We start from the raw sequence: 20575 nt of genomic DNA, 5'->3' as shown, positions 1-20575 counted from the left end.
TAGAAAGGTTATATTATTAGTTGACAACGCTTTCATCCAGGGGGTAAACGAATGACAACATTGCTTTTAGTCGACGATGAGCCTCGTCAAGTCAAAGCATTATCCGCCATTCTCAGAAAACAACGACCGGAATATCGCATTATCGAGGCGATGGATGTCGAAACAGCATGGGAGAAAATCGAAACGGAGCCCGTGGATGCGGTCTTGACCGATATTAGGATGCCCGATGTGGACGGCTTGACTCTTATTGAGCGTATTTCCCGTCAAAAGCCGCATATCAAAACTGTTCTTATAAGCGGATATGGCCAATTCGATTATGCCAAGCAAGCCATTGAGCACCGTGTCGTGGAATACCTTGTTAAACCGATCGGTCTTTCGGATATCGAACGGATCATCTACAAGCTGGAAGAAATGTTTGCCCATGAATCTTCCTTGAATCAATCTGTTTCCGTCTATCATGAGCATCTGTGGAACGCGCTGATAGCCGGAAAGTTGGACGAGCAACAGCGTCTCGAGCTAAATCGGTATATCCCGGCAGATGGTCCTGGAATCACAATGGTTATCGAGCTGAACCAAGACCAGCAGACGAAAGTCGACAAAAACATTCCGAATGCAGTCAGACAGAAATGGAATAAGCTATTGGCTCCCCTAGGTAAATGCATTTTGTTTGGCGACCCCTTCTCTGGGTTATTCGTAACGCTCATCTGGCTTGACCGTTATCTCGCCGCCAAGCCTTCCGAAACGGTCAGCAGAATAACCCGTTTATTCGAACAGCTGCGAACAGGTGAAGGCATGGAGGAGGCAGTACTGGGTATAAGTACTATCCGCCCTGCGCTGACAGAAGAGGCTAGGTATGCTCATGAAGAGGCACTTCTTGCTCTGAGGCATCGTTTTTTCGCTGCTGACGAGGCGATTATCTGGGGATCGGATATTCGAGCGTTTACCGATAAAGTGACGCCCGGCTCCAAAGAGCTTGCCGAACCGTTGACGCTTGCGGTGAAGGTCGGCGACCAGCCGAGGGCGATAGAACTAGTGAATGCATTCTTCCAAAAGCGCGAAGCGCCGCCTTTTCCCGATCCAGATCTTATAAAGGAAGAATTATATATGATTCTATGGAAGATGATCGAGGGGCTGCAAAGCGTCATTCCAACCGAAGCGATAGAGTTGTCGCATTCCCACCTTAAAAAAAAGATCAGCAGGTGCGGTAATTACCAGGAGCTGCGATTCCGATTCAAAAAGCTGGTAGAAGAATTGTTAGAGTTATCCGGAAAATCTCGTCAGGATAAGAACGGATTGATCATCCTTCAATGTCAAGCTTATCTGCAGCAGCACTACATGGAGGATATTTCTTTGGAGTCCGTTGCGGCTATGTTCCACTTTAATCCGTCCTACTTCAGCAACTTGTTCAAAATAAGGACAGGCGTCAACTTTTCCGAATATATTATTAGTATGCGGATCAAGCAGGCGGAGCGGATATTGGAAAATACCGAGGATAAGATTTCGGAAATCTCGGAACGGGTCGGCTTCCATAACCCCTCCTATTTCAACAAGATATTCAAACGCAAAACGGGAATTTCCCCCAATTCCTTCAGGCAAATGAAAGGCAAGGTCGGCGGGGGATGAGAAGATTACTGAATGCGGTTAAGATCAGCCGTCTCCATACGAAGCTGCTCTTCACCTACATTTTGCTGCTTGTCGTTACAGTCCTGATTGTCAGCTTCAGCGATTACCGTCTAAGCCGCAATACTGTGCTTGAGATGGCCAAACAAGACGTCTTCACAATAGTCAGGAAAAACAATGAAATCATCGATGCCAAATTTTCGCGGATTCGTGAAATGATTTACGGATTTACGGAGGATGCCGACTTCTATGAGGCTTTCTCTCATTTGCATCCAGAGAACAAGACGCAAGTGCTTGCTGCTGATCTCCGCATCAAAGGCATCCTCGATAAATATTTTGCTCAATCCCAAGACTTGTACTCCGTACAGGTTGCGACCTCCTATTTCGTCTTTGGCACCGCTTCGTCGGCGAACAGCGAACACGCCAAAAACTTCATTCCCATAAAGGGGTTCGCGGATACCGTTATGAACCGGATTGCCCGTCAGGGGGAAGGGAAAACCCAGTGGGTACCGACTTACGAGTTCGCCGAGATGTTTCGTATCCCTTATCTGCAGCAAATGGACTATGACTACAAGTACCTTTTTTCGGCGGTATCCATGATTCAAGGTTCCTATTTCCAGGGTGATTTTCGGGCTTACTCTGACATGAAGGACAGGCCGATACTCATCTTAAATTTTAAGGATTCCCTATTCACTAGCGTGTTTGCAGGAAGTATACCGGTGAGCGGCAGCACTTATTTCGTCGTGGACGGAACCGGTCACATTGTCTCTCATCCGGACCGTTCGCTTCTAACAAATAAAATGGATCTTCCCGTATTGGATGAATTAATGAACGAGAAGCACGGCGTACGCATGATAGAGATCGACGGGGAAGAGAAGGTAGTGGCCTTCTCACGATCAGAAATAACCGGCTGGCTCAGTCTGGCGGTTATCCCCCCGCGAGAACTGCTTGATCCGGTCATCCGTCAATATATCCGTAACATGTTGATTTCGGTAGGGATGATTACGCTTCTGTTCATCAGCCTGTCTTTATTCCTGTCTCGACTCGTCACCCAACCATTCCGGACGATGATCAGGGCGATTGTGAACACGGGGGAAGGGCGGTTTGAAACACGGTTCGAGGAAAGCGGAAGTTACGAGTTCAAAGTTCTGATGAAGAAATTTAACGATATGAACGAAAGCATTCGCAAGCTGATTCAGGAAAATTACGAAACGCAAATCCGCGAGAAGGAAGCTGAGATCAAAGCGTTAAATTTGCAGCTCGACCCCCATTTCATGTATAACACGCTAAATATGGTAAGCCTCATGTCGCTGGAAAAAGGGGAATCCGAAATCAGCGAAGTCGTCGTAAGCTTGTCGAATATGCTTAAGTACATGGTAAAGACCGAGGCAGCCATCGTTCGGTTTCGGGATGATCTCACCTATTTGGAAAGCTATGTCACCATCATGAGCAAGCGGTTCGAGGGTTCTTTTCGAGTGGAATATGATATGGATTCCCATATGCTTGAAGACGATGTGCCGAAATTCTTTCTTCAGCCGATTGTGGAGAACGCTTTCGTTCATGGATTTAAACGGCTGAAGCGGGACGGAGTGCTGCGGATTACTTGCCGAATGGACGAGAACGCCCGCTATTACCGGATCGAGGACAACGGACAGGGCATGGATACTTCGCGGCTGGATGACCTCTTGAAGGGTGAGCATCATGTCGGTCTGTCCAATGTAAACCGGCGTATCCGTATTCTCTATGGGGAGCCATACGGCATTCGCATCACATCCGTTCCCGGTAAAGGCACCTCAGTAACCGTCGTTTTGCCACTAGTGAGAGGATAGGAGGATCCATCATGTACCGCAAAAGTATCGTTACGGTCGGAGTAATTGCGGTTATGGTCATCATTGCCGCCCTTTCATGGCGATGGGGGAACGATCAATTGAGTGTCCCGGAAAAGGATGATCAGAGGGAACAAGTCAATCTGAGATTCACCTATTGGGGATCCGTTGAAGAGAAAAGAGCGATTGAAAACGCGCTTGACCGATTCACCCAGGAGTATCCCTGGATTAGGGTGGAACCGACCCAGCTTCCAAATTCCGATTACAATACGAAGATTCTGGCCATGTCCGCTTCTAATGAGGAACCCGATATCGCATACATGACAACGGAGCTCGGGGAAGTGTTCGCGAGGCAGGACAAATTCTTGAACCTGTTCGACTTTTTGAACAAGGATACGGACCTCAAGAAAGATGATTTCTTGGATTACGTGTGGTATAAAAAGTCCGACGATTATGCCTGGGGCATCAGCACGGCGGCAGAGTGCTTCGGTCTTTATTACAGGAAGGACCTGCTCGCCGAAGCTGGCGTGCCGCCTCCCCCAGCCCAAGCGGAGCTTGCATGGACCTGGGATCAGTTCGTAGATGCGGCCAAGCGGCTTACTCTGGATCACGAAGGACGGAATGCGACCGACCCCTTGTTCGACAAGGATCATATTGTTCGCTATGGAATCATGTTCGAGACATGGTCGGACCCGCTCAACAATTTTATCTTTGGGAACGGCGGGGATTGGATCAGTTCGAACGGTACTCAGTTTACGCTCAATTCACCTGAAGCAGCGGAGGCCATACAGAAGCTTGCCAACTTGATTAACGTTTACCATGTTGCGCCTTCTCCGTTCGAATCCAAGTCTTTGCCTGCCATGAATGTCGCTTTGCAAGCCGGGCTTGCGGCTATGATTGTCGACGGGCAATGGATCAACCTCGATCTGGGCAAAGCGAAAGTGGATTTTGACATCGGCGTTCTTCCGAAGCTGGAAAGAAGCGTTACGGTCGGACTCAGCGGGGCAACGGTGTTATTCCGTTCCTCCCGGCATCCGGAAGAAGCCTGGCTGCTATACAAATGGTTATCCGATCCGAACAAAGCGATCAATCTTTACACGGATGGCTTGTGGATGCCTGTGCTGAAGAAGTGGTACACGGACCCTTCCCTCGTCGCCCAGTGGGTGAATGAGAACCCGGCCGCTCATCCACCCGGCTTCAAGGACGCAATGATGAAACAACTGCTCGAGAACGGGATGCCTAGTATCGGATATTACCTTCAAAACCAGAAGGAAATTTATCCAGAGGTAACAGCCGGTTTACTTCCTGTCTGGCAAGGTGAGATGACCGCTCAAGAGGCGCTCGATGGAATTGCGCAAAAAGTAAGCGGTTTATTCTCACAAAAATAGTCGCTAAATCAAAAAAAGCTTCAATTTTTACCCTCCATTCTTTCGGTATAGTGAATGTATGGCAGATGAAAGCGTTTTAATACGCGCTGGATTCTCCGACAAATACACCGAAGCGTGGAGGGTCTTTCTATGAAAAAATGGTCATTTTCAATCGTATTTCTTCTAACGTTAGCGCTAATCTTATCAGCGTGCGGCGGGAACAACAACAATTCGTCAGGCTCACCTTCGAGCTCGAATGCGGCTCCGGCATCCGAATCCGCTAGCAGCGACAAGACAGAAGGCGGGGAACAAAAACAAGTTACCCTGAAGTTCATGGGATGGGAAGTAAGCCCGCTTGAAACCGAAAGTGTTAAAAAAGGCTTGGATCAATTTATGAAAGAAAACCCGAACATTAAAGTTGAATATACGACAATTCCAGGCGGTACACAATATATCGCCAAGATGCAGGCGTTAGTCCTAGGAGGAGAAGCGCCGGACGTCTTCTTCCTGCAAAGCGACTATTACCGTGATTTCGTGAAAAGGAAAAGCTTGCTTGACATTACAGATAGAGTTAACTCTGAAGGCGTCTCGGAAGACCTAATCGATTCCGCAGTCACCCTCAGCACAGTGGATGGCAAATATTATGGCATCGAATCCTGTATCGTTGCTCCGGTTCTCTATTACAACAAAGACATTTTCGACAAAGCCAACCTGCCTTATCCGCCCAGCGATCCGAACAAAGCGTTGCCGTGGTCGGATTTCGTGAGCCTCGCGAAGCAATTGACCATTAAAAACGGCGACAAAGTCGACCAGTACGGCGTGTTCGGTATGGAAAACTACTACATGACCATCGCTGAAATCATGAGTAACGGCGGCAACTGGTTCTCTGAAGATCTTAAGTCATCCGCAGCTAATACGCCGGAAGTTAAAGAAGCACTACAGGCGATATCCGATCTTCGCAGAAAAGACGGAGTCAGCCCAGAAGGCAAACTTCTGACGAACAGCGGAATGAGCGCAGCGCAAATGCTGCAAACCGGCAAAATCGCTATGCTCGTCGACGGATCTTGGGCGTTGCAGGAATTGTCCCATATGAACTTCAAAGTGGGTATGGCAGTCCTTCCGAAATTCAAAGAAGCTGTAACCCATGGACAAGCGCATCTGCACGTAGCGTCGGCTAATACGGAGCATCCGGAAGAAGCATGGAAATTGATAAAATTCCTCTCCTCCGAGCAATATCAATTACAAAACGTTAAAGCCGGCTTATGGCTGCCGAACAAAAAATCACTTTATACCGAAGAAGGCATCGGCAAATGGCTGACGGCAGGCGTTCATCCGGACGGCTTCAAGGATTTGATTCCCTATTTCACGGAATCCAAAACGTATCCGTACGCCCTGCTTAGCAGCCAAAAAATCCAGGAAGACACAACAGCAGAGCTGGATAAATATTTCCTCAGCAATCAGTCGCTCGACATGACTGTTCAGAATATCGAAACGCTCGCGAACAAAAGCATTGCGCAAAACCAATAACAGATAATGGGTCCGGGAAGGATGCTATACTCCTCCTTCCCGGGTTCTACTCCAGGGGTGAGATGATGAAACCAAGTAAGCCTCTGCTTTATAAAGACGGATTTTGGGCCCTCCTTATGCTGCTGCCGAACATCATCGGTTTTTTGATGTTTTTGCTGCTCCCGGTTTTGGCTACGTTTGTCATCAGCTTCTCGAGCTGGAATTTGAGCGATTCCTTTCAGTTCAACGGAGTCGACAATTATAAGGAACTGTTTCATGATCCCGTATTTAAGCAGGTACTCGGAAATACTTTCTACTTTACTCTTGTCAGCGTGCCGATCGGTATAGCGCTGTCATTGTTCCTTGCGGTTTTCTTGAATCAAAAGCTGGCGCTAATCAGGTTTTACCGGGCGGCTTTCTTTATTCCGGTCATCTCCTCGATGGTCGCCATAACGGTTATCTGGCAGTGGATTTATAATCCGGAATTCGGCTTGCTCAATTACGCCCTTTCCTGGTTCGGCATCGACGGACCTACTTGGCTAACCAGCCCGAAATGGGCGATGCCGGCCGTCATTATAGCAAGTATCTGGAAAAGCCTCGGATTTAATATGCTGATTTTTCTCGCGGGGTTGCAGTCCATTTCAGAAGACTATTACGAAGCCGCAGATATCGATGGAGCGACATGGTTCACGAAATTTTGGAGTATAACCTTGCCGCTGCTGTCTCCTACCACTTTTTTCGTTACGATTATATCCATCATCAACTCATTCCAGGTTTTCGATATGATTGCCTTGTTGACGCAAGGCGGTCCTGCCCGTTCGACGTCAGTGCTGGTCTACTACATTTTCCAAAATGCGTTCCAGTATTTCCAGATGGGCTACGCAAGCGCCATGGCGTATGTATTGTTCTTCATCGTGCTAATCGTAACATTCATACAGTTCTGGCGGCAAAAAAAATGGGGCACTTCTTAAGGGGGAGGACGCAATGAAACCACGCATTTGGTTTAAACCGGCGGCGCATGTCTTGCTGCTGCTCGGGTCGGCTATCATGTTATTTCCATTCATTTGGTCGGTGGGCACCTCCCTGAAGGATTTAAGCGAGGTGTTTACGTATCCACCTAAATTTTTCGGGGAGCAGTTGAAATTTGCCAACTATGCCCAAATGACTGAGCGTTTTCCGTTTTTCACTTTCTTCTTCAATACCTTGAAGATCACCGTCATCGTTGTCGTGTTCCAACTGATTACAAGCTCGATGGCCGGTTATGTCTTCGCCCGACTTCGGTTCCGATTCCGCGAGGGGCTGTTCGGTCTGTACTTGGCCACGCTCATGGTTCCGGCCCAAGTCACGATGATTCCGACATTTCTGCTGATGAAATATTATGGGCTGCTCGACACCCATTGGTCCCTTATCTTACCGGGACTTGTGTCGGCTTTCGGCACCTTCTTGCTGCGGCAGTTTTTCTCAACCATTCCGAACGCGCTTGAGGAAGCCGCCAAAATTGATGGCTGCACACCGTTCGGTATTTACTGGCGTATTTTCGTCCCGCTATCCAAACCGGCGCTTGCCACGCTCGGTATTTTCATTACAATGGGCACGTGGAACGATTACATCAACCCGCTCGTGTTCCTCAATTCGATGAACAAAATGACGCTTACCCTTGGTCTAGCCAACATGCAGGGCCTGTATTCGACCGATTGGCCGGCCTTGATGGCGGCGACAGTTATTACCGTTCTGCCTATTCTCATCGTATTTCTGCTTGCGCAGGATGCATTTGTCCGTGGAGTAACATTATCCGGGTTGAAGGGTGAATAACTGAATGAAATTCGCAATCTATAGAAAATCACCTGGGAGTGGTACAAATTGGCTATAATAGCAAATCAAAACTCGATCCTGTCCCTAAAGGACGTTCGCATCCAAGATCCCTTCTGGTCGGACTATATCCGTCTCGTAAGAGAAGTTGTCGTTCCCTATCAATGGGACGCGCTGAACGATCGGATTCCCGGCGCGGAGCCGAGCCGTGCTATCCGAAATCTCCAAATCGCGGCCGGGGAAGAAGAAGGAGAATTTTATGGCATGGTGTTCCAAGACAGCGATGTCGCCAAGTGGCTGGAGGCGGTTGGATATTTGCTGGAGTGCGAGCAAGATCCAGAGCTGGAGCGGGTTGCGGACACTCTAATCGATCTAATTGCAAAAGCCCAGCGGGACGACGGCTATTTAAATACGTATTTCATGCTTAAGGAACCGGGCAACGAATGGACCAACCTGAGCGAATGTCATGAGCTCTACACGGCGGGTCATCTGATCGAAGGGGCGGTCGCCTACTACCAGGCTACGGGCAAACGGACGATCCTAGAGGTCGCATGCCGTTTCGCGGATTATATCGACACCGTATTCGGTCCCGAACCAAACAAGTTGCAGGGCTATGACGGGCACCAGGAAATCGAGCTTGCTCTCGTGAAGTTGTACCATGCGACAGGGAATGAGCGCTATCTGAGGCTCAGCCGCTTTTTCCTCGATGAACGCGGCAAGGAACCGCATTTCTACGATGAGGAGTATGAGCGGCGTGGAAGAACCAACCATTGGGGATCCGACTTCATGATCAAGAAACGGACCTACAGCCAAGCGCACGCGCCGATTCGCGAGCAGGAGAGCGCGGAAGGTCATGCCGTCCGGTTGGTGTATATGTGTTCCGCGATGGCAGATGTAGCTGTCGAGACCGAAGATGCCGGGCTGCTTGAGGCTTGCCGCAAGCTTTGGAATAATATCGTCACAAGGCGGATGTACATTACGGGCGGCATCGGTTCAATGGCGCAAGAAGAATCTTTTACACTTGACTATGACCTTCCGAACGATACAGCCTATGCAGAGACTTGCGCTTCCATCGGACTGATCTTTTTCGCTCACCGGATGTTAAAGGCCGAGCCGGACAGCAAGTACGCCGATGTGATGGAACGAGCGTTGTACAACACTGTTCTGGGTGGTATGTCCAAGGATGGGAGACACTTCTTCTATGTCAATCCGCTCGAGGTATGGCCGGACGCTTGCGGTAAGAATCATGTGTACGACCACGTGAAGACAGTGCGCCAAGGTTGGTTCGGGTGTGCCTGCTGTCCGCCAAACGTCGCTCGCCTACTAGCCTCTCTGGGGCAATACATCTACACAGTTAAAGAACGGACAATCTACACACACCTCTATGTCGGGGGAGAAGCGGACATTCAAATCGGCAGCCAGAAGCTTCATCTTAAGCAGCAATCTGAGCTTCCTTGGGAAGGCCGCGTGATGTTTGAGATACATCCGGAGACGGATATGGATTGCACGCTGGCACTGAGAATCCCGGATTGGAGCGAAACAGCTATACTGCTCGTTAATGATGAACGGTATTCCCCGGAAATGGCCAATGGATATGCCTTCATTCGAAGAACCTGGAAACCCGGTGACCGGGTCGAGCTGGTTCTGCCGATGAATGTTCTGCGCATGAAGGGCCATCCGCTCCTTCGGGATACGGTCGGTAAAGTTGCCCTCCAGCGGGGACCGCTGGTGTATTGCTTGGAGGAAGCGGATAACGGAAAAAATCTTCATCGGTTGTTTCTACCCGCTAACAGCCAGCCCCAGACCTCGTTCGAACCGGACACCTTGGGCGGCGTTCAAGTTATCCAGATAGAAGCTGAACGGCTTTCGACGGACGAATGGGGAGAAGAACTTTACCGTAGGAATACCGATAAGATTTACGGACCGGCCTTGGCAACCTTTATACCTTACTATGCATGGGCCAACCGCGGGGAAGGGGAAATGACGGTTTGGGTTAAAGAGAGACCGTGAAGCCATTCAGCGAGATGGAGGAGGTTTATCCTCCTCTTTTCTTTAACACCATAAGTAAGCGCTTTAAGGAGGTGGTTAGAAGATAGTGATCTTTATTTTCAAATGAGTAAGTGAAAAAATCATGAGAGGTGGACAAAAAATGAAAAAGGTTTCGAAATTTATTGCATGTATGATGATTGTGTTCGCATCCATTCCCCTAATGACGGCATCTGCTGCACCGCCGCCACCGCAATTTACAGTCGATTTGGCCAACCAATACAGAACAGCCACGCATGTTGCTTCAGGGTCTCTTTATGGGCTTGCCGAAGAGGGACGGCCAACTGACAGCTTGATTTCACCTACCAAGCCGAAAAATTTTACACAGATGGCGCCTAATGGGGGGCAGTTACCCAATGGTGAAACGACTCCTATCGGCGATGCTCTTGTTGTCGCACCGATTGCGCAAAGGAACGGCGCCACTGTAACGATTCGCATGCCCGACATCTATCCGAATTTCCCCTACCAATGGGTAAGCTGGAGCGACTGGTACAGCAAGATTGATTCAATCGTTAATGCGAGACTCGCTTCGGGCGCGACCAATATTTACGCCTATGAGTTATGGAACGAGCCTAACTGGACATGGGATACCGCAGCCGCCGGTTCGTTCCATGACGGTTGGAAAAACACTTATTTGAGGATCAAGTCAAAAGACACCAGCACAAAAACGATGGGCCCGAGTATTGATCAGTGGAATACTACATGGATGACAAACTTTTTGACATACTGCAGGGACAATAACGTTCTGCCGGACATCATCAGTTGGCATGAACTAGGGTTGCCTGAAGGCCATTATAGGGATGATCCGAAACCTTGGACAATCAAGGCTCACATTGCCAGTTACAGGCAAATAGAAAGAGATTTGGGGATTTCACCAAGACCGATTAGTATTAATGAGTATGGCGTCATGAGTGAAGAAGGCGTTCCTGGAAGCATGGTGAGATATTTTGCTCAGTTTGAACGCGAAGGTGTCGATACGGCAAATGCAGCTTTCTGGTTCAGACCCGGAAGGCTCAGCAATATCATTACGGATGCCGGCACCTCAAACGGCGGATGGTGGTTGTACAAGTGGTACGGAGACATGTCAGGCAACATGGCTATGACCACTCCTCCTTCCACGACCACTCTGGGATTGGACGGTATTGCCAGCATCAACTCTACTAGTCAGAATGTTCACGTTTTGTTCGGCGGATCGGATGGAGACAGCAATATTATTGTAAAAGGCTTTTCAGCGGCACCGTTCTTCTCCGGCACTGCCCATGTAAAGATGGAGGCGGCTCCATGGTATGGTGTAGATACAACAGTGTCAGCTGCGACAACGGTTTTTGAAGGGGATTTCAGCATAACGAACGGACAGATTTCCGTGCCTGTTATTGGTATGGATAAATCTTGGGGCTATCGTCTAATCATTACCCCGACGGGATCTGTCAAAACCCGTTATGAAGCCGAGAACGGTACAGTAAACAATGCAAATCTATTCAGCAATGTCAGCGCTTCTAACGGCAGGTATGTAGGACAAATGGATTTTGCCGACAGCTATGTGCAATTTACTGTGAATGCGGCTACAGCAGGAGCGCACATCATGGAAATTCGTTATGCCAACGGCACATCGTCCAATTCAACCCATAATCTGTCGGTTAACGGAGGAGCTTCTTCAACGGTAACCTATCCAACGACGGGCGGATGGTTGTACACCGGGTACAACGGTACGATCAAGGTCAATGTCACCCTGAATTCAGGCAATAATACAATCAGATTGACCAAAGGCGCAACAGGCTTTGCTGAGCTTGACTATATCCAATTAACTAAGGTTGGTACTTTCAATCTCAGAGTCGAAGCGGAGAAGTCGACAATAAATAGTGCCATAGTTAGAAACAGCGGTTATGGATCATCCGGTATGTTCGTAGGGAATATAGACTCCAGCACCAGCTATGTGCAATTTAATGTAAACGTACCCACTACTAAATCTTATACGATGGACATTGGGTATGCGAATGGCGGAAGCACGAATTCGACCCACAATATGTCGATTAATGGAGGCGGTTCAACTTCCGTATCTTACACGCCTACTGGGGGCTGGATCTCAGATGTTCCTAATATGGGTACTCGAAAAATAAAGACGATAACAGTTAACCTCAATGCAGGAAATAATACCATCAGACTTACGAAAGGTACAAATTACGCTGAGCTTGACTATATTGAACTGCGCTGAGAATAGAACTTTGTAATTGCGCTTTTTAGAAAAGGTCTGCTAAAGCCTGCTTACAATGAGGCTGAAGCAGACTTTTTTTTGAATGGATATTATGATGATATATTGACATATAGTGGTTATATCAAGTAGTATTCTTTTTGAAAGCGCTTTACCCAATTGGTTTGAAACTAATTTATAACGAAGGGATGTTAAAATGATGGAAAAAGCACCACGGGTTAGGGGCAATATTTTGTTAAAATGCATTCTGGCATTATTAATCGCATTGCCTGTGACATTTGGCGGTATTGCTCCACAACAGGTTCAAGCCTTAAATAATGGATTGGCATTGACACCTCCGATGGGCTGGAATAGCTGGAATTTCTATGCTTGTAATGTGGATGAGAATAAAATCAAGCAAGCGGCGGATGCAATGGTCAGCAGCGGGATGAAAGCTGCAGGGTATGAGTATATTGTGATTGACGATTGCTGGCAAACGAGCCGCGACGAGAATGGGGATATTATTGCAGACCCCGTTCAATTCCCGAGCGGAATGAAAGCGCTTGCTGATTATGTTCACAGCAAAGGCTTGAAGTTCGGATTATACACGGACGCAGGGTACACGACTTGCGCGGGGAGACCCGGCATGTACGGTTATGAAGTTCAGGATGCCAACAAGTTTGCTTCCTGGGGAGTGGACTATGTCAAGGTTGATTGGTGCGACAACGGGGGGATGGATCCGCAAACGCGATATACGATTATTCGTGATGCGTTGCTGAACTCAGGACGGAGTATGGTGTACAGCATTTGTAACTGGGGGATAAACAAACCATGGGTTTGGGGCCCTGAGACGGGTAATATGTGGAGAACGACAGACGATATATTTGATTTTTGGGAAAGAGTAACCTGGATCATTGATCAGAATGCTCCGCTTGCGAACTTTGTGGGTCCAGGCAGCTGGAATGACCCGGACATGCTGATGGTAGGCAATTATGGCACCGGTGCTGTGTTCGGAGAAGGAATGACGGATACAGAATATCGTTCACACTTCTCTATGTGGGCGATTATGGCCGCACCCCTCATTTCCGGAAATAACCTCTCGAGCATGAACCAATATACCAAAGACACGCTAATGAATACCGAGGTCATCGCAGTGGATCAGGACCCGTTAGGCAGACAAGGGGTGTTGGTAAGCGACCTCGGGGGACTACAGGTGTATTCGAAAATATTGCAGACTGCGGGAACCCGTGCGGTCGTGTTGTTTAATCGAACTAACGCTGCTGCTAATATGACCGTTAATTTCTCAAGCTTAGGGTTAGCGCCTAACGCAGCTGTAAGAGATCTGTGGGAAAAAGCAAACAAAGGAAACTTCACCAACAGCTATTCGGCCAATGTCCCGCCGCATGGATCGGTTATGTTGAAGTTAACAGGTACAGAAGCGTCCACGGGCCCTATCGTTTCGGGTAAAACTTATAGGCTTTCACCAAAATCAACAGGATTATCGGCTGCTGTTGACGGAGCTTCGTTGTCTAACGGAGCGAAGGTAATCCAGTGGGAGCAGGGTATTCAGCAAAACGACAAATGGGTTATTACGGCTACTGATGGAGGGTTTTATAAAATCATCAACGTAAAGAGCGGAAAAGCCCTGGCTGTCAAAGACGCAGCTCTTAATGACGGTGCGAAGGTGATACAGTGGGATTTTGGCCCGACCGGAAATGATCAATGGCAAATACAAGGTGTCGGTCAAGGGTTCTATAAGGTGATTAACAGGCTCTCCGGCAAGTCTTTGAATGTGTCAGGAAACTCTTTGGTAAGCGGCGGCGAGATGATTCAGTGGTCCTATTCGGCAACGGATAATATGACCTTCCAATTGATTGAAACCGATAAAACATATGAGGCCGAAGCGGCCGTGCTCCATTCTCTTTCGACTGAATCGATACATGGGGGATACACAGGGAAGGGTTATGTGGCCGGTTGGAATTTGAATAACCAATGGGTGGATTTTAACGTGATAGCGAACACTGCCGGAACCTACAATCTGACCTTCCGTTATGCGGGAGGAGCGGGCGCTGCAGGGCGTTATCTCTATGTGAATGGAACCGGGATCGTTAATAATCTGAGTTTTTCCGGTACGGGCAGTTGGAATGCGTACAATACGGTAATCGTTCAGAATGTCCATTTGAACATTGGCAGCAACACTATTTCTCTGATCTTTGACTCCTCGAAGGGCAGCTCGAACTGGCTGAATCTGGATAACCTGCAAGTTTCTCAGTGAGGAATTGTTACGCTTCTAAGCTTAGACGATTTGTTTATAGGTATTGATATATTAAAAAATAAAATGTATAGTTGGTATATCAAGTATAGTCGAGGGAAGGTAGCCATGGATATACCCTTATACGAAAAGATATTTAACTATATCTTCGACAAGATCAAGGAAGGAACGTTGAAGAATGGCGATCGCGTTTCCTCTGAGAAAGAGCTGGCGGATCAATTCAACGTAAGCCGAATTACATCGAAGAAAGCTTTGGAGCTCTTGTCGCAGTATAAATTGGTCGAACGGATTCAGGGCAAAGGAACCTTTGTCAGCGGAACGATGCCGGAATTGAAAGATATGAAATCAACAAGTCAGGCGGAGGCAACCGATCCTAAGCTGGAAAAAGACGAGGAATGGCGTACGGTCGGGGTTATATTGCCCGACTTTGCCGATTCCTTCGGCGCCACGCTGATTCGGGGAATCGAGGAAGCATGTTCGTTGCAGCAATGCCATCTCTTGATGAAGCTGACCTATGATAAGAGGGAAGAAGAAGAAGCTGCGATTCGCTCCTTTGCCCGACTTGGCGTGGATGGAATAATAGTCTTTCCAGGGCATGGGGAGCACTATAATTCCGAACTGCTGCGACTGGTATTGGACGGGTTCCCGATCGTCTTTGTCGATAGGTACCTTAAAGGAATAGCGGCAAGCTCGGTATATACGGATAATCGAAAGGCCGCATTCGATTTGACAAATACCCTGCTGGAAAAGGGAAATCGACCGATCGGATTTCTGTCCGCGCCGGCTGAGAACACGTCGACCATCGAAGACAGGCTGTTGGGTTTTACTGACGCCTGCCAGCAGCGAGGTTGGACTCCAAAGCCAGAACATATCATGACGAACCTGTATAGTTCATTGCCGCAATCATTCGACAAACCTTATGTTCAAGCCGACATTGAACGGGTTCGTCGATTCGTAGAACTCAACCCTGAGCTGAATGCGTTTGTATCTGCAGAATACAACTTGGCACTCATACTGCGGGAAGTCCTGCATTCCATTGGCAAGAGTATTCCAGAGGATTACGAGATCGGCTGCTTCGATTCCCCGGGTCAGCCATTCGGCGAATATCTGTTTACGCATGTCCGGCAGAATGAAAGGGAAATGGGAAGGAAAGCGGTGGAAATCCTTCTATGTATGTGGGATCATGAGGATACAAAACTGAATAATATCGTGGCTCACGAGATTGTGAAGGGAGTATCGACAATTTCTTAAGATCACCGTGAGGCCGCTGATTCGTCAGCGGCCTTTTTCAATGAAAAAATATTAACTGAAAAACAAAAATATCATATTGACATACCAAGCTTATGAACATAATATATTATTTGTAAGCGCTTATATTAGAAGACGGAGGGGTTAAGATGAAAAGAACAATGACAACCGTCCTTGCGGTTGTAATGGCAGTGATGCTGATTGCGGGATGCAGCAGCAAGAACAATAATGGGGCCGCTGAATCGGCGAAGCCATCCGAGTCCGCTAGTAAGGCTCCGGTCGCTGAATCCAAGGGGGAAAAACCGGTTGAGCTTACGTTCTGGGGCGATTGGGGCGGAGAAGGACAAAAGCAATTTGAGACTATGGTGGATGCATTCAACAAATCGCAGGACCGCATCCGAGTTAAATATGCATTGCAACAGGACATGATCACCAAATTTCTAACGGCCGCAACCTCCGGAGGATCACCGGACATCTTGTTCTGGGACCGCTGGCGGACATCGCTGTACGCACCGAAGAATGTGCTGCATCCGGTGGATGAATATATGAAGCGGGATGGCATCAATGCAGCAGATTATTTCGATGAATCGCTCAAGGAACTGTCTCATAATGGCAAATTATATGGACTTCCGTTGACCGTGGATGCACGGGCGTTGTTCTACAATAAGAAGATGTTCGCCGATGCGGGATTACAGCCGCCGACGACATGGGATGAGGTAGCGGTCGCAGCTAAGAAACTGACCAAATGGAACGGCGACAAGCTCGAGGTTGCAGGCTTTTCCTTGAACGATGTAGGATTGTTCAACATGTACCTGCAGCAAGCGGGCGGAACTATGATCACGGACGACGGAAAGACGAATTTCAACAACGATAAAGGTCAAGCGGTACTGAATTTCTGGAACAAGCTGTTAAAGGAAGACAAAGTATATAAGGTCGGCTTCGAGACTGGTCTCGGCGAAGGAACAGACGCTTTCGTTACAGGCAAGCTGGCGATGCATTATACGGGACCTTGGATGCTGAGCACTTATAAGAAATACGGCCAAGAGCTTGATTTCGGTATCGTACCGCCGCCTTCCGGTCCGAATGGGGACAAAGGCACGATTATGGGAGGGTTTGGTCTTGTCATCCCGGAAGGCTCCAAAAACAAGGAAGAGGCTTGGGAGTTTGTAAAATGGTGGATGGCGAACAAAGAGAATATGATGCTGTGGGCCAAAACCAGCTTGAACATCCCGCCGTTCAAACCGGCATTGGACGATCCGTTCTTCAAGGACGACCCGCTCTGGCAGCCGTTCTTGCAATCGCTTGAGTTTGCCAAGATCCGTCCGCAGCACCCCGGCTATTCCGTTATGGAGGGAGACGGTTTGACTCCGAATCTGCAATTGTTCATGCAGGGTGAGTCCGATGCAGCATCAACCTTGAAGAAAGCGCAGGAACAAGGTGATCGTCTGTTGAGCGATAATGCAGAGGTGAAATAAAATCAAGTGAAATAGAAACCGATCAAAGGGAGGATCCGTCCTCCCTTTGACACTTACCAAGGGGATAAGCCGATGGAACAATCCGTGAAAACTACGCTAATTTTGCAGAAGCTCATCAGGGATGTCGCGGAGAAGCTGCAAGACCGGCCCCGGGTGGCACAGATGTTTGAAAATTGCATTCGCAATACGCTCGAAACGACGATCAAGCGAATGCCGGACGGAACGACTTTCGTCATCACCGGGGACATTCCGGCCATGTGGCTGAGGGATTCGGCAGCCCAAGTGAGGCCTTATCTGCTCCTCGCATCGGAAGACCGCGAGATTTCAGATATGATCAGAGGACTGATCGAGCAGCAATTTCAACAGATCCTGCATGATCCTTACGCGAACGCGTTTAATGAATCAGGCAACGGGAAAGGTCATCAGACCGATCTAACAGCGATGAGCCCATGGATTTGGGAGCGGAAATACGAGATCGACTCTCTCTGTTATCCGATGCAATTGAGCTACCTGCTCTGGAAGAATGGAGGCAGAACGGATCAGTTCAACGATACGTTCGTGAAAGGCGTTCGAGCCATTCTATCGCTATGGAGAACGGAGCAGCATCACGAAACCCGCTCTCCCTACCTTTTCCAGAGGCTGAATTGTCCCGCCACGGATACCTTGCCCCGCGAAGGAAAAGGGGCAGTTACCGGATACACGGGTATGACCTGGTCAGGCTTCCGGCCGAGCGATGATGCCTGTAAATACGGCTATCTCATTCCCTCGAATATGTTTGCGATCGTTGTCCTGCGGTATTTAGAAGAAATCTCGAGAGACGTCTTGGGCGATGAAAAGCTTGGAAAAGAAGCTGAAATGCTTAGAGAGGAAATAAGCTTTGGGATCATCAGTCATGGCAAGGTCGTTCATCCGAGGTTCGGCGAAATCTATGCTTACGAAACGGATGGCTTAGACGGGCATGTTCTGATGGATGACGCCAACGTTCCGAGTCTGCTGGCGATTCCGTACCTCGGTTATTGCGCGCCGGACGATCCCGTTTACTTGAATACACGGCGGTTTTTGCTAAGCGAAGAAAACCCTTATTTCTATCGGGGACTTGCAGCTGAAGGAATCGGCAGTCCCCATACTCCTAAATATTATATCTGGCATATTGCTTTGGCGATTCAAGGTTTAACCGCAACTGTCCAAGAAGAAAAAGAGCGGTTCCTAGATGTCATGGCCCGCACGGATGCAGGTAAAGGCATGATGCACGAAGGGTTCCACAAGGACGATCCCGGCGTATACAGCCGCGAATGGTTCTCTTGGGCTAATATGATGTTCTGCGAGCTGGTGCTTGATGTTTGCGGCATGAAGGTGCGAATATGAACCGGCTCTTTCGATGGAAAGGGGAGATGGTTTCCTTGCGTAAATCCGGAAAGCTGGGAAAACACCAAGCCAGGATGGCTTATCTATTTATTACACCAACAATGCTGCTGTTCGCCGTGTTCACGATCGTTCCCGTATTCATGGCCTTATATTTGAGCTTTACGAATTACGACGTTGTTAGCCGGATGGATGGGGTCGGCTTTCGCAATTATGAACGTGTCTTTCGCGACTCGCTTTTATGGCAAACCTTCAGAAACGTATTTTTCTACTCCATCGTTTTTGTTCCATTGAATATCGGGTTTTCTTTGTTGACAGCGGTACTTCTGAATCGGATGAAGCCCGGCGTGAAGCTGTTCCGGACATTCGCCTATATGCCAACGCTGACTTCGGCGGTTGCTGCGGCAACGGTATGGCTATGGCTCCTGCATCCGGAGTTCGGGCTTGTAAACGGATTTCTCTCCTATTTCGGAATTACGGGGCCTGCTTGGCTTGCGCATACGAAGACGGCGATGTTGTCCATCATTCTCGTTACGCTATGGCAGTCGATCGGAGCCAACATGATTATCTATCTCGCAGGTTTGCAGGGGGTTCCGGATTACTTATACGAATCCGCAAGGCTGGATGGAGCGACAAGGCTGGATTGCTTCCGGTATATCACCTGGCCACAGCTTAAGCCAACCACCTTTCTAGTCAGTACGCTTGCGATTATTTCGGCATTTCAATTGTTCGACCAGGCGTTCGTGCTGACTCAAGGAGGTCCGGCCAACGCGACCAAAACACCCGTCTATCTCATATATCAACAAGGATTCAATCAACTCCAAATGGGATATGCCTCGGCTCAAGCCTTTATTTTAGCGGCAGCAATCCTTATTTTCTCCGCGGTTAACATGAGAATTTCGAAAGCGGATGAACCCATTCTGTAAGAAGGTGATGACATGTCAACCAGAGGAATGACTTCCTTGACCCGAATTAGGGTCAGCAATGCGGCAAGGCTGCGCTTCAGGACCATCTTCTTCTACGTTTTGGCGGCGGCGCTGGCGATCGTGATGCTTCTCCCATTTTACTGGAGTCTGTTGACCTCATTGAAGCCGAATGAGGATATATTCACCATCCCGATCCGATGGCTTCCCAACCGGCTTACTTTTGAACATTATAAGACTGCTTTTACCACAGTGCCGTTCGGCTTGTATTATTGGAACTCTTTTTTCCTCGCATCTGCCGGCGTTATTGCAAACCTGTTTTTCGGATCGGTTAGCGGTTATGCCTTTGCCAAGCTGAAGTTCAAGCTGAACAAACCTTTGTTTACAGTATTGCTGGCGGCCATGATGATCCCGGGTGTCGTCACGTTAATTCCAACCTTCTTCGTGCTAAAGCATTTGCCTTTGTTAGGAGGAAACGATATTCTCGGCGACGGCGGCAATGGTCTTCTGAATACATTCTGGGGAGTCATTATTCCGGGGGCTTCGGGTTCATTCGCCGTATTCTTCATGCGTCAGTTTTTCCTCACCTTGCCAAGCGACATGATGGAGATGGCGAGAATCGAGGGGGCGGGTGAGTTTAAGATTTTCTGGCGTATCTATTGGCCATTGACCAAGCCTGCGCTTGCGACACTCGGCATCTTCACGTTTCAGGCGGGCTGGAACTCGTTTCTGTGGCCGATGATCGTGCTGAATGACCCGGCCAAGCATACGATCCAGATGGGACTTCAGGCGTTCTCATACAACTATCAGACCGATTATGGCCCGATGATGGCAGGTGCGTTGGTAGCTGTATTACCGATCTTGATCATGTTCTTATTTCTGCAAAAATACTTCGTCCAGGGCATTGCGTTCAGCGGCGTGAAGGGATAAAGA

Annotated in this window: 14 protein-coding genes; all 14 read left to right on the top strand. The window is 48.5% G+C overall.

What is annotated here, in order from left to right:
• Positions 1 to 51 precede the first annotated feature (51 nt).
• The 14 genes from ACESLK_RS03495 to ACESLK_RS03430 all read left to right on the top strand — a co-directional run bounded on the left by ACESLK_RS03495 (position 52) and on the right by ACESLK_RS03430 (position 20572).
• Positions 52 to 1623 (top strand): response regulator transcription factor, encoded by a 1572-nt coding sequence (locus tag ACESLK_RS03495; protein WP_372662307.1) that lies wholly within the window; start codon positions 52 to 54, stop codon positions 1621 to 1623.
• Entirely contained in the window at positions 1620 to 3449 is a 1830-nt protein-coding gene (locus tag ACESLK_RS03490) for a sensor histidine kinase (RefSeq protein ID WP_372662304.1), read from the top strand. The genes ACESLK_RS03495 and ACESLK_RS03490 overlap by 4 nt, the downstream gene beginning before the upstream one ends.
• A gap of 11 nt (positions 3450 to 3460) precedes the next feature.
• Positions 3461 to 4834, top strand: a complete 1374-nt coding sequence (locus ACESLK_RS03485; RefSeq protein WP_372662301.1) for an ABC transporter substrate-binding protein — start codon at positions 3461 to 3463, stop codon at positions 4832 to 4834.
• A 129-nt stretch (positions 4835 to 4963) separates the two neighbouring features.
• Positions 4964 to 6340, top strand: coding sequence for an ABC transporter substrate-binding protein (locus ACESLK_RS03480; RefSeq protein WP_372662298.1), 1377 nt, complete (start codon positions 4964 to 4966; stop codon positions 6338 to 6340).
• A 62-nt stretch (positions 6341 to 6402) separates the two neighbouring features.
• A complete protein-coding gene (locus ACESLK_RS03475) occupies positions 6403 to 7290 on the top strand; it encodes a carbohydrate ABC transporter permease (protein ID WP_372662295.1) in 888 nt (295 codons plus the stop codon).
• 13 nt (positions 7291 to 7303) lie between these two features.
• The gene (locus ACESLK_RS03470; protein ID WP_372662292.1) at positions 7304 to 8131 is read left to right on the top strand and encodes a carbohydrate ABC transporter permease; all 828 of its coding nucleotides are present in this window, start codon (positions 7304 to 7306) and stop codon (positions 8129 to 8131) included.
• Between the two features lie 48 nt (positions 8132 to 8179).
• Positions 8180 to 10138, top strand: coding sequence for a glycoside hydrolase family 127 protein (locus ACESLK_RS03465; protein WP_372662289.1), 1959 nt, complete (start codon positions 8180 to 8182; stop codon positions 10136 to 10138).
• Positions 10139 to 10277: 139 nt separating this feature from the next.
• On the top strand, positions 10278 to 12386 hold the full coding sequence (locus tag ACESLK_RS03460; RefSeq protein WP_372662286.1) for a CBM35 domain-containing protein: 2109 nt from the start codon (positions 10278 to 10280) through the stop codon (positions 12384 to 12386).
• A 229-nt stretch (positions 12387 to 12615) separates the two neighbouring features.
• Entirely contained in the window at positions 12616 to 14637 is a 2022-nt protein-coding gene (locus ACESLK_RS03455) for an RICIN domain-containing protein (protein ID WP_372662283.1), read from the top strand.
• A gap of 63 nt (positions 14638 to 14700) precedes the next feature.
• Positions 14701 to 15885: a GntR family transcriptional regulator gene (locus ACESLK_RS03450; RefSeq protein WP_372662280.1), complete on the top strand. Its 1185-nt coding sequence runs from the start codon at positions 14701 to 14703 to the stop codon at positions 15883 to 15885.
• Positions 15886 to 16031: 146 nt separating this feature from the next.
• The gene (locus ACESLK_RS03445) at positions 16032 to 17357 is read left to right on the top strand and encodes an ABC transporter substrate-binding protein (RefSeq protein ID WP_372662277.1); all 1326 of its coding nucleotides are present in this window, start codon (positions 16032 to 16034) and stop codon (positions 17355 to 17357) included.
• Positions 17358 to 17429: 72 nt separating this feature from the next.
• Positions 17430 to 18722, top strand: a complete 1293-nt coding sequence (locus ACESLK_RS03440; protein ID WP_372662274.1) for a glycoside hydrolase family 125 protein — start codon at positions 17430 to 17432, stop codon at positions 18720 to 18722.
• Positions 18723 to 18748: 26 nt separating this feature from the next.
• On the top strand, positions 18749 to 19645 hold the full coding sequence (locus ACESLK_RS03435) for a carbohydrate ABC transporter permease (RefSeq protein WP_372662724.1): 897 nt from the start codon (positions 18749 to 18751) through the stop codon (positions 19643 to 19645).
• Between the two features lie 27 nt (positions 19646 to 19672).
• Positions 19673 to 20572 (top strand): carbohydrate ABC transporter permease, encoded by a 900-nt coding sequence (locus tag ACESLK_RS03430; protein WP_372662722.1) that lies wholly within the window; start codon positions 19673 to 19675, stop codon positions 20570 to 20572.
• Positions 20573 to 20575 lie beyond the last annotated feature (3 nt).

Source organism: Cohnella sp. (assembly GCF_041640265.1).
GTDB lineage: Bacteria > Bacillota > Bacilli > Paenibacillales > Paenibacillaceae > Cohnella.
This window is presented reverse-complemented; position numbering and strand designations above follow the sequence as displayed.

What these genes read in the sequence shown, in the direction of transcription:
- ACESLK_RS03440 (WP_372662274.1), top strand. Translation starts at nt 17,430, where the DNA reads ATGGAACAATCCGTGAAAACTACGCTAATTTTGCAGAAGCTCATCAGG.
- ACESLK_RS03450 (WP_372662280.1), top strand. Translation starts at nt 14,701, where the DNA reads ATGTATAGTTGGTATATCAAGTATAGTCGAGGGAAGGTAGCCATGGAT.
- ACESLK_RS03485 (WP_372662301.1), top strand. Translation starts at nt 3,461, where the DNA reads ATGTACCGCAAAAGTATCGTTACGGTCGGAGTAATTGCGGTTATGGTC.
- ACESLK_RS03480 (WP_372662298.1), top strand. Translation starts at nt 4,964, where the DNA reads ATGAAAAAATGGTCATTTTCAATCGTATTTCTTCTAACGTTAGCGCTA.
- ACESLK_RS03495 (WP_372662307.1), top strand. Translation starts at nt 52, where the DNA reads ATGACAACATTGCTTTTAGTCGACGATGAGCCTCGTCAAGTCAAAGCA.
- ACESLK_RS03475 (WP_372662295.1), top strand. Translation starts at nt 6,403, where the DNA reads ATGATGAAACCAAGTAAGCCTCTGCTTTATAAAGACGGATTTTGGGCC.
- ACESLK_RS03470 (WP_372662292.1), top strand. Translation starts at nt 7,304, where the DNA reads ATGAAACCACGCATTTGGTTTAAACCGGCGGCGCATGTCTTGCTGCTG.
- ACESLK_RS03445 (WP_372662277.1), top strand. Translation starts at nt 16,032, where the DNA reads ATGAAAAGAACAATGACAACCGTCCTTGCGGTTGTAATGGCAGTGATG.
- ACESLK_RS03435 (WP_372662724.1), top strand. Translation starts at nt 18,749, where the DNA reads ATGGTTTCCTTGCGTAAATCCGGAAAGCTGGGAAAACACCAAGCCAGG.
- ACESLK_RS03490 (WP_372662304.1), top strand. Translation starts at nt 1,620, where the DNA reads ATGAGAAGATTACTGAATGCGGTTAAGATCAGCCGTCTCCATACGAAG.
- ACESLK_RS03460 (WP_372662286.1), top strand. Translation starts at nt 10,278, where the DNA reads ATGAAAAAGGTTTCGAAATTTATTGCATGTATGATGATTGTGTTCGCA.
- ACESLK_RS03430 (WP_372662722.1), top strand. Translation starts at nt 19,673, where the DNA reads ATGACTTCCTTGACCCGAATTAGGGTCAGCAATGCGGCAAGGCTGCGC.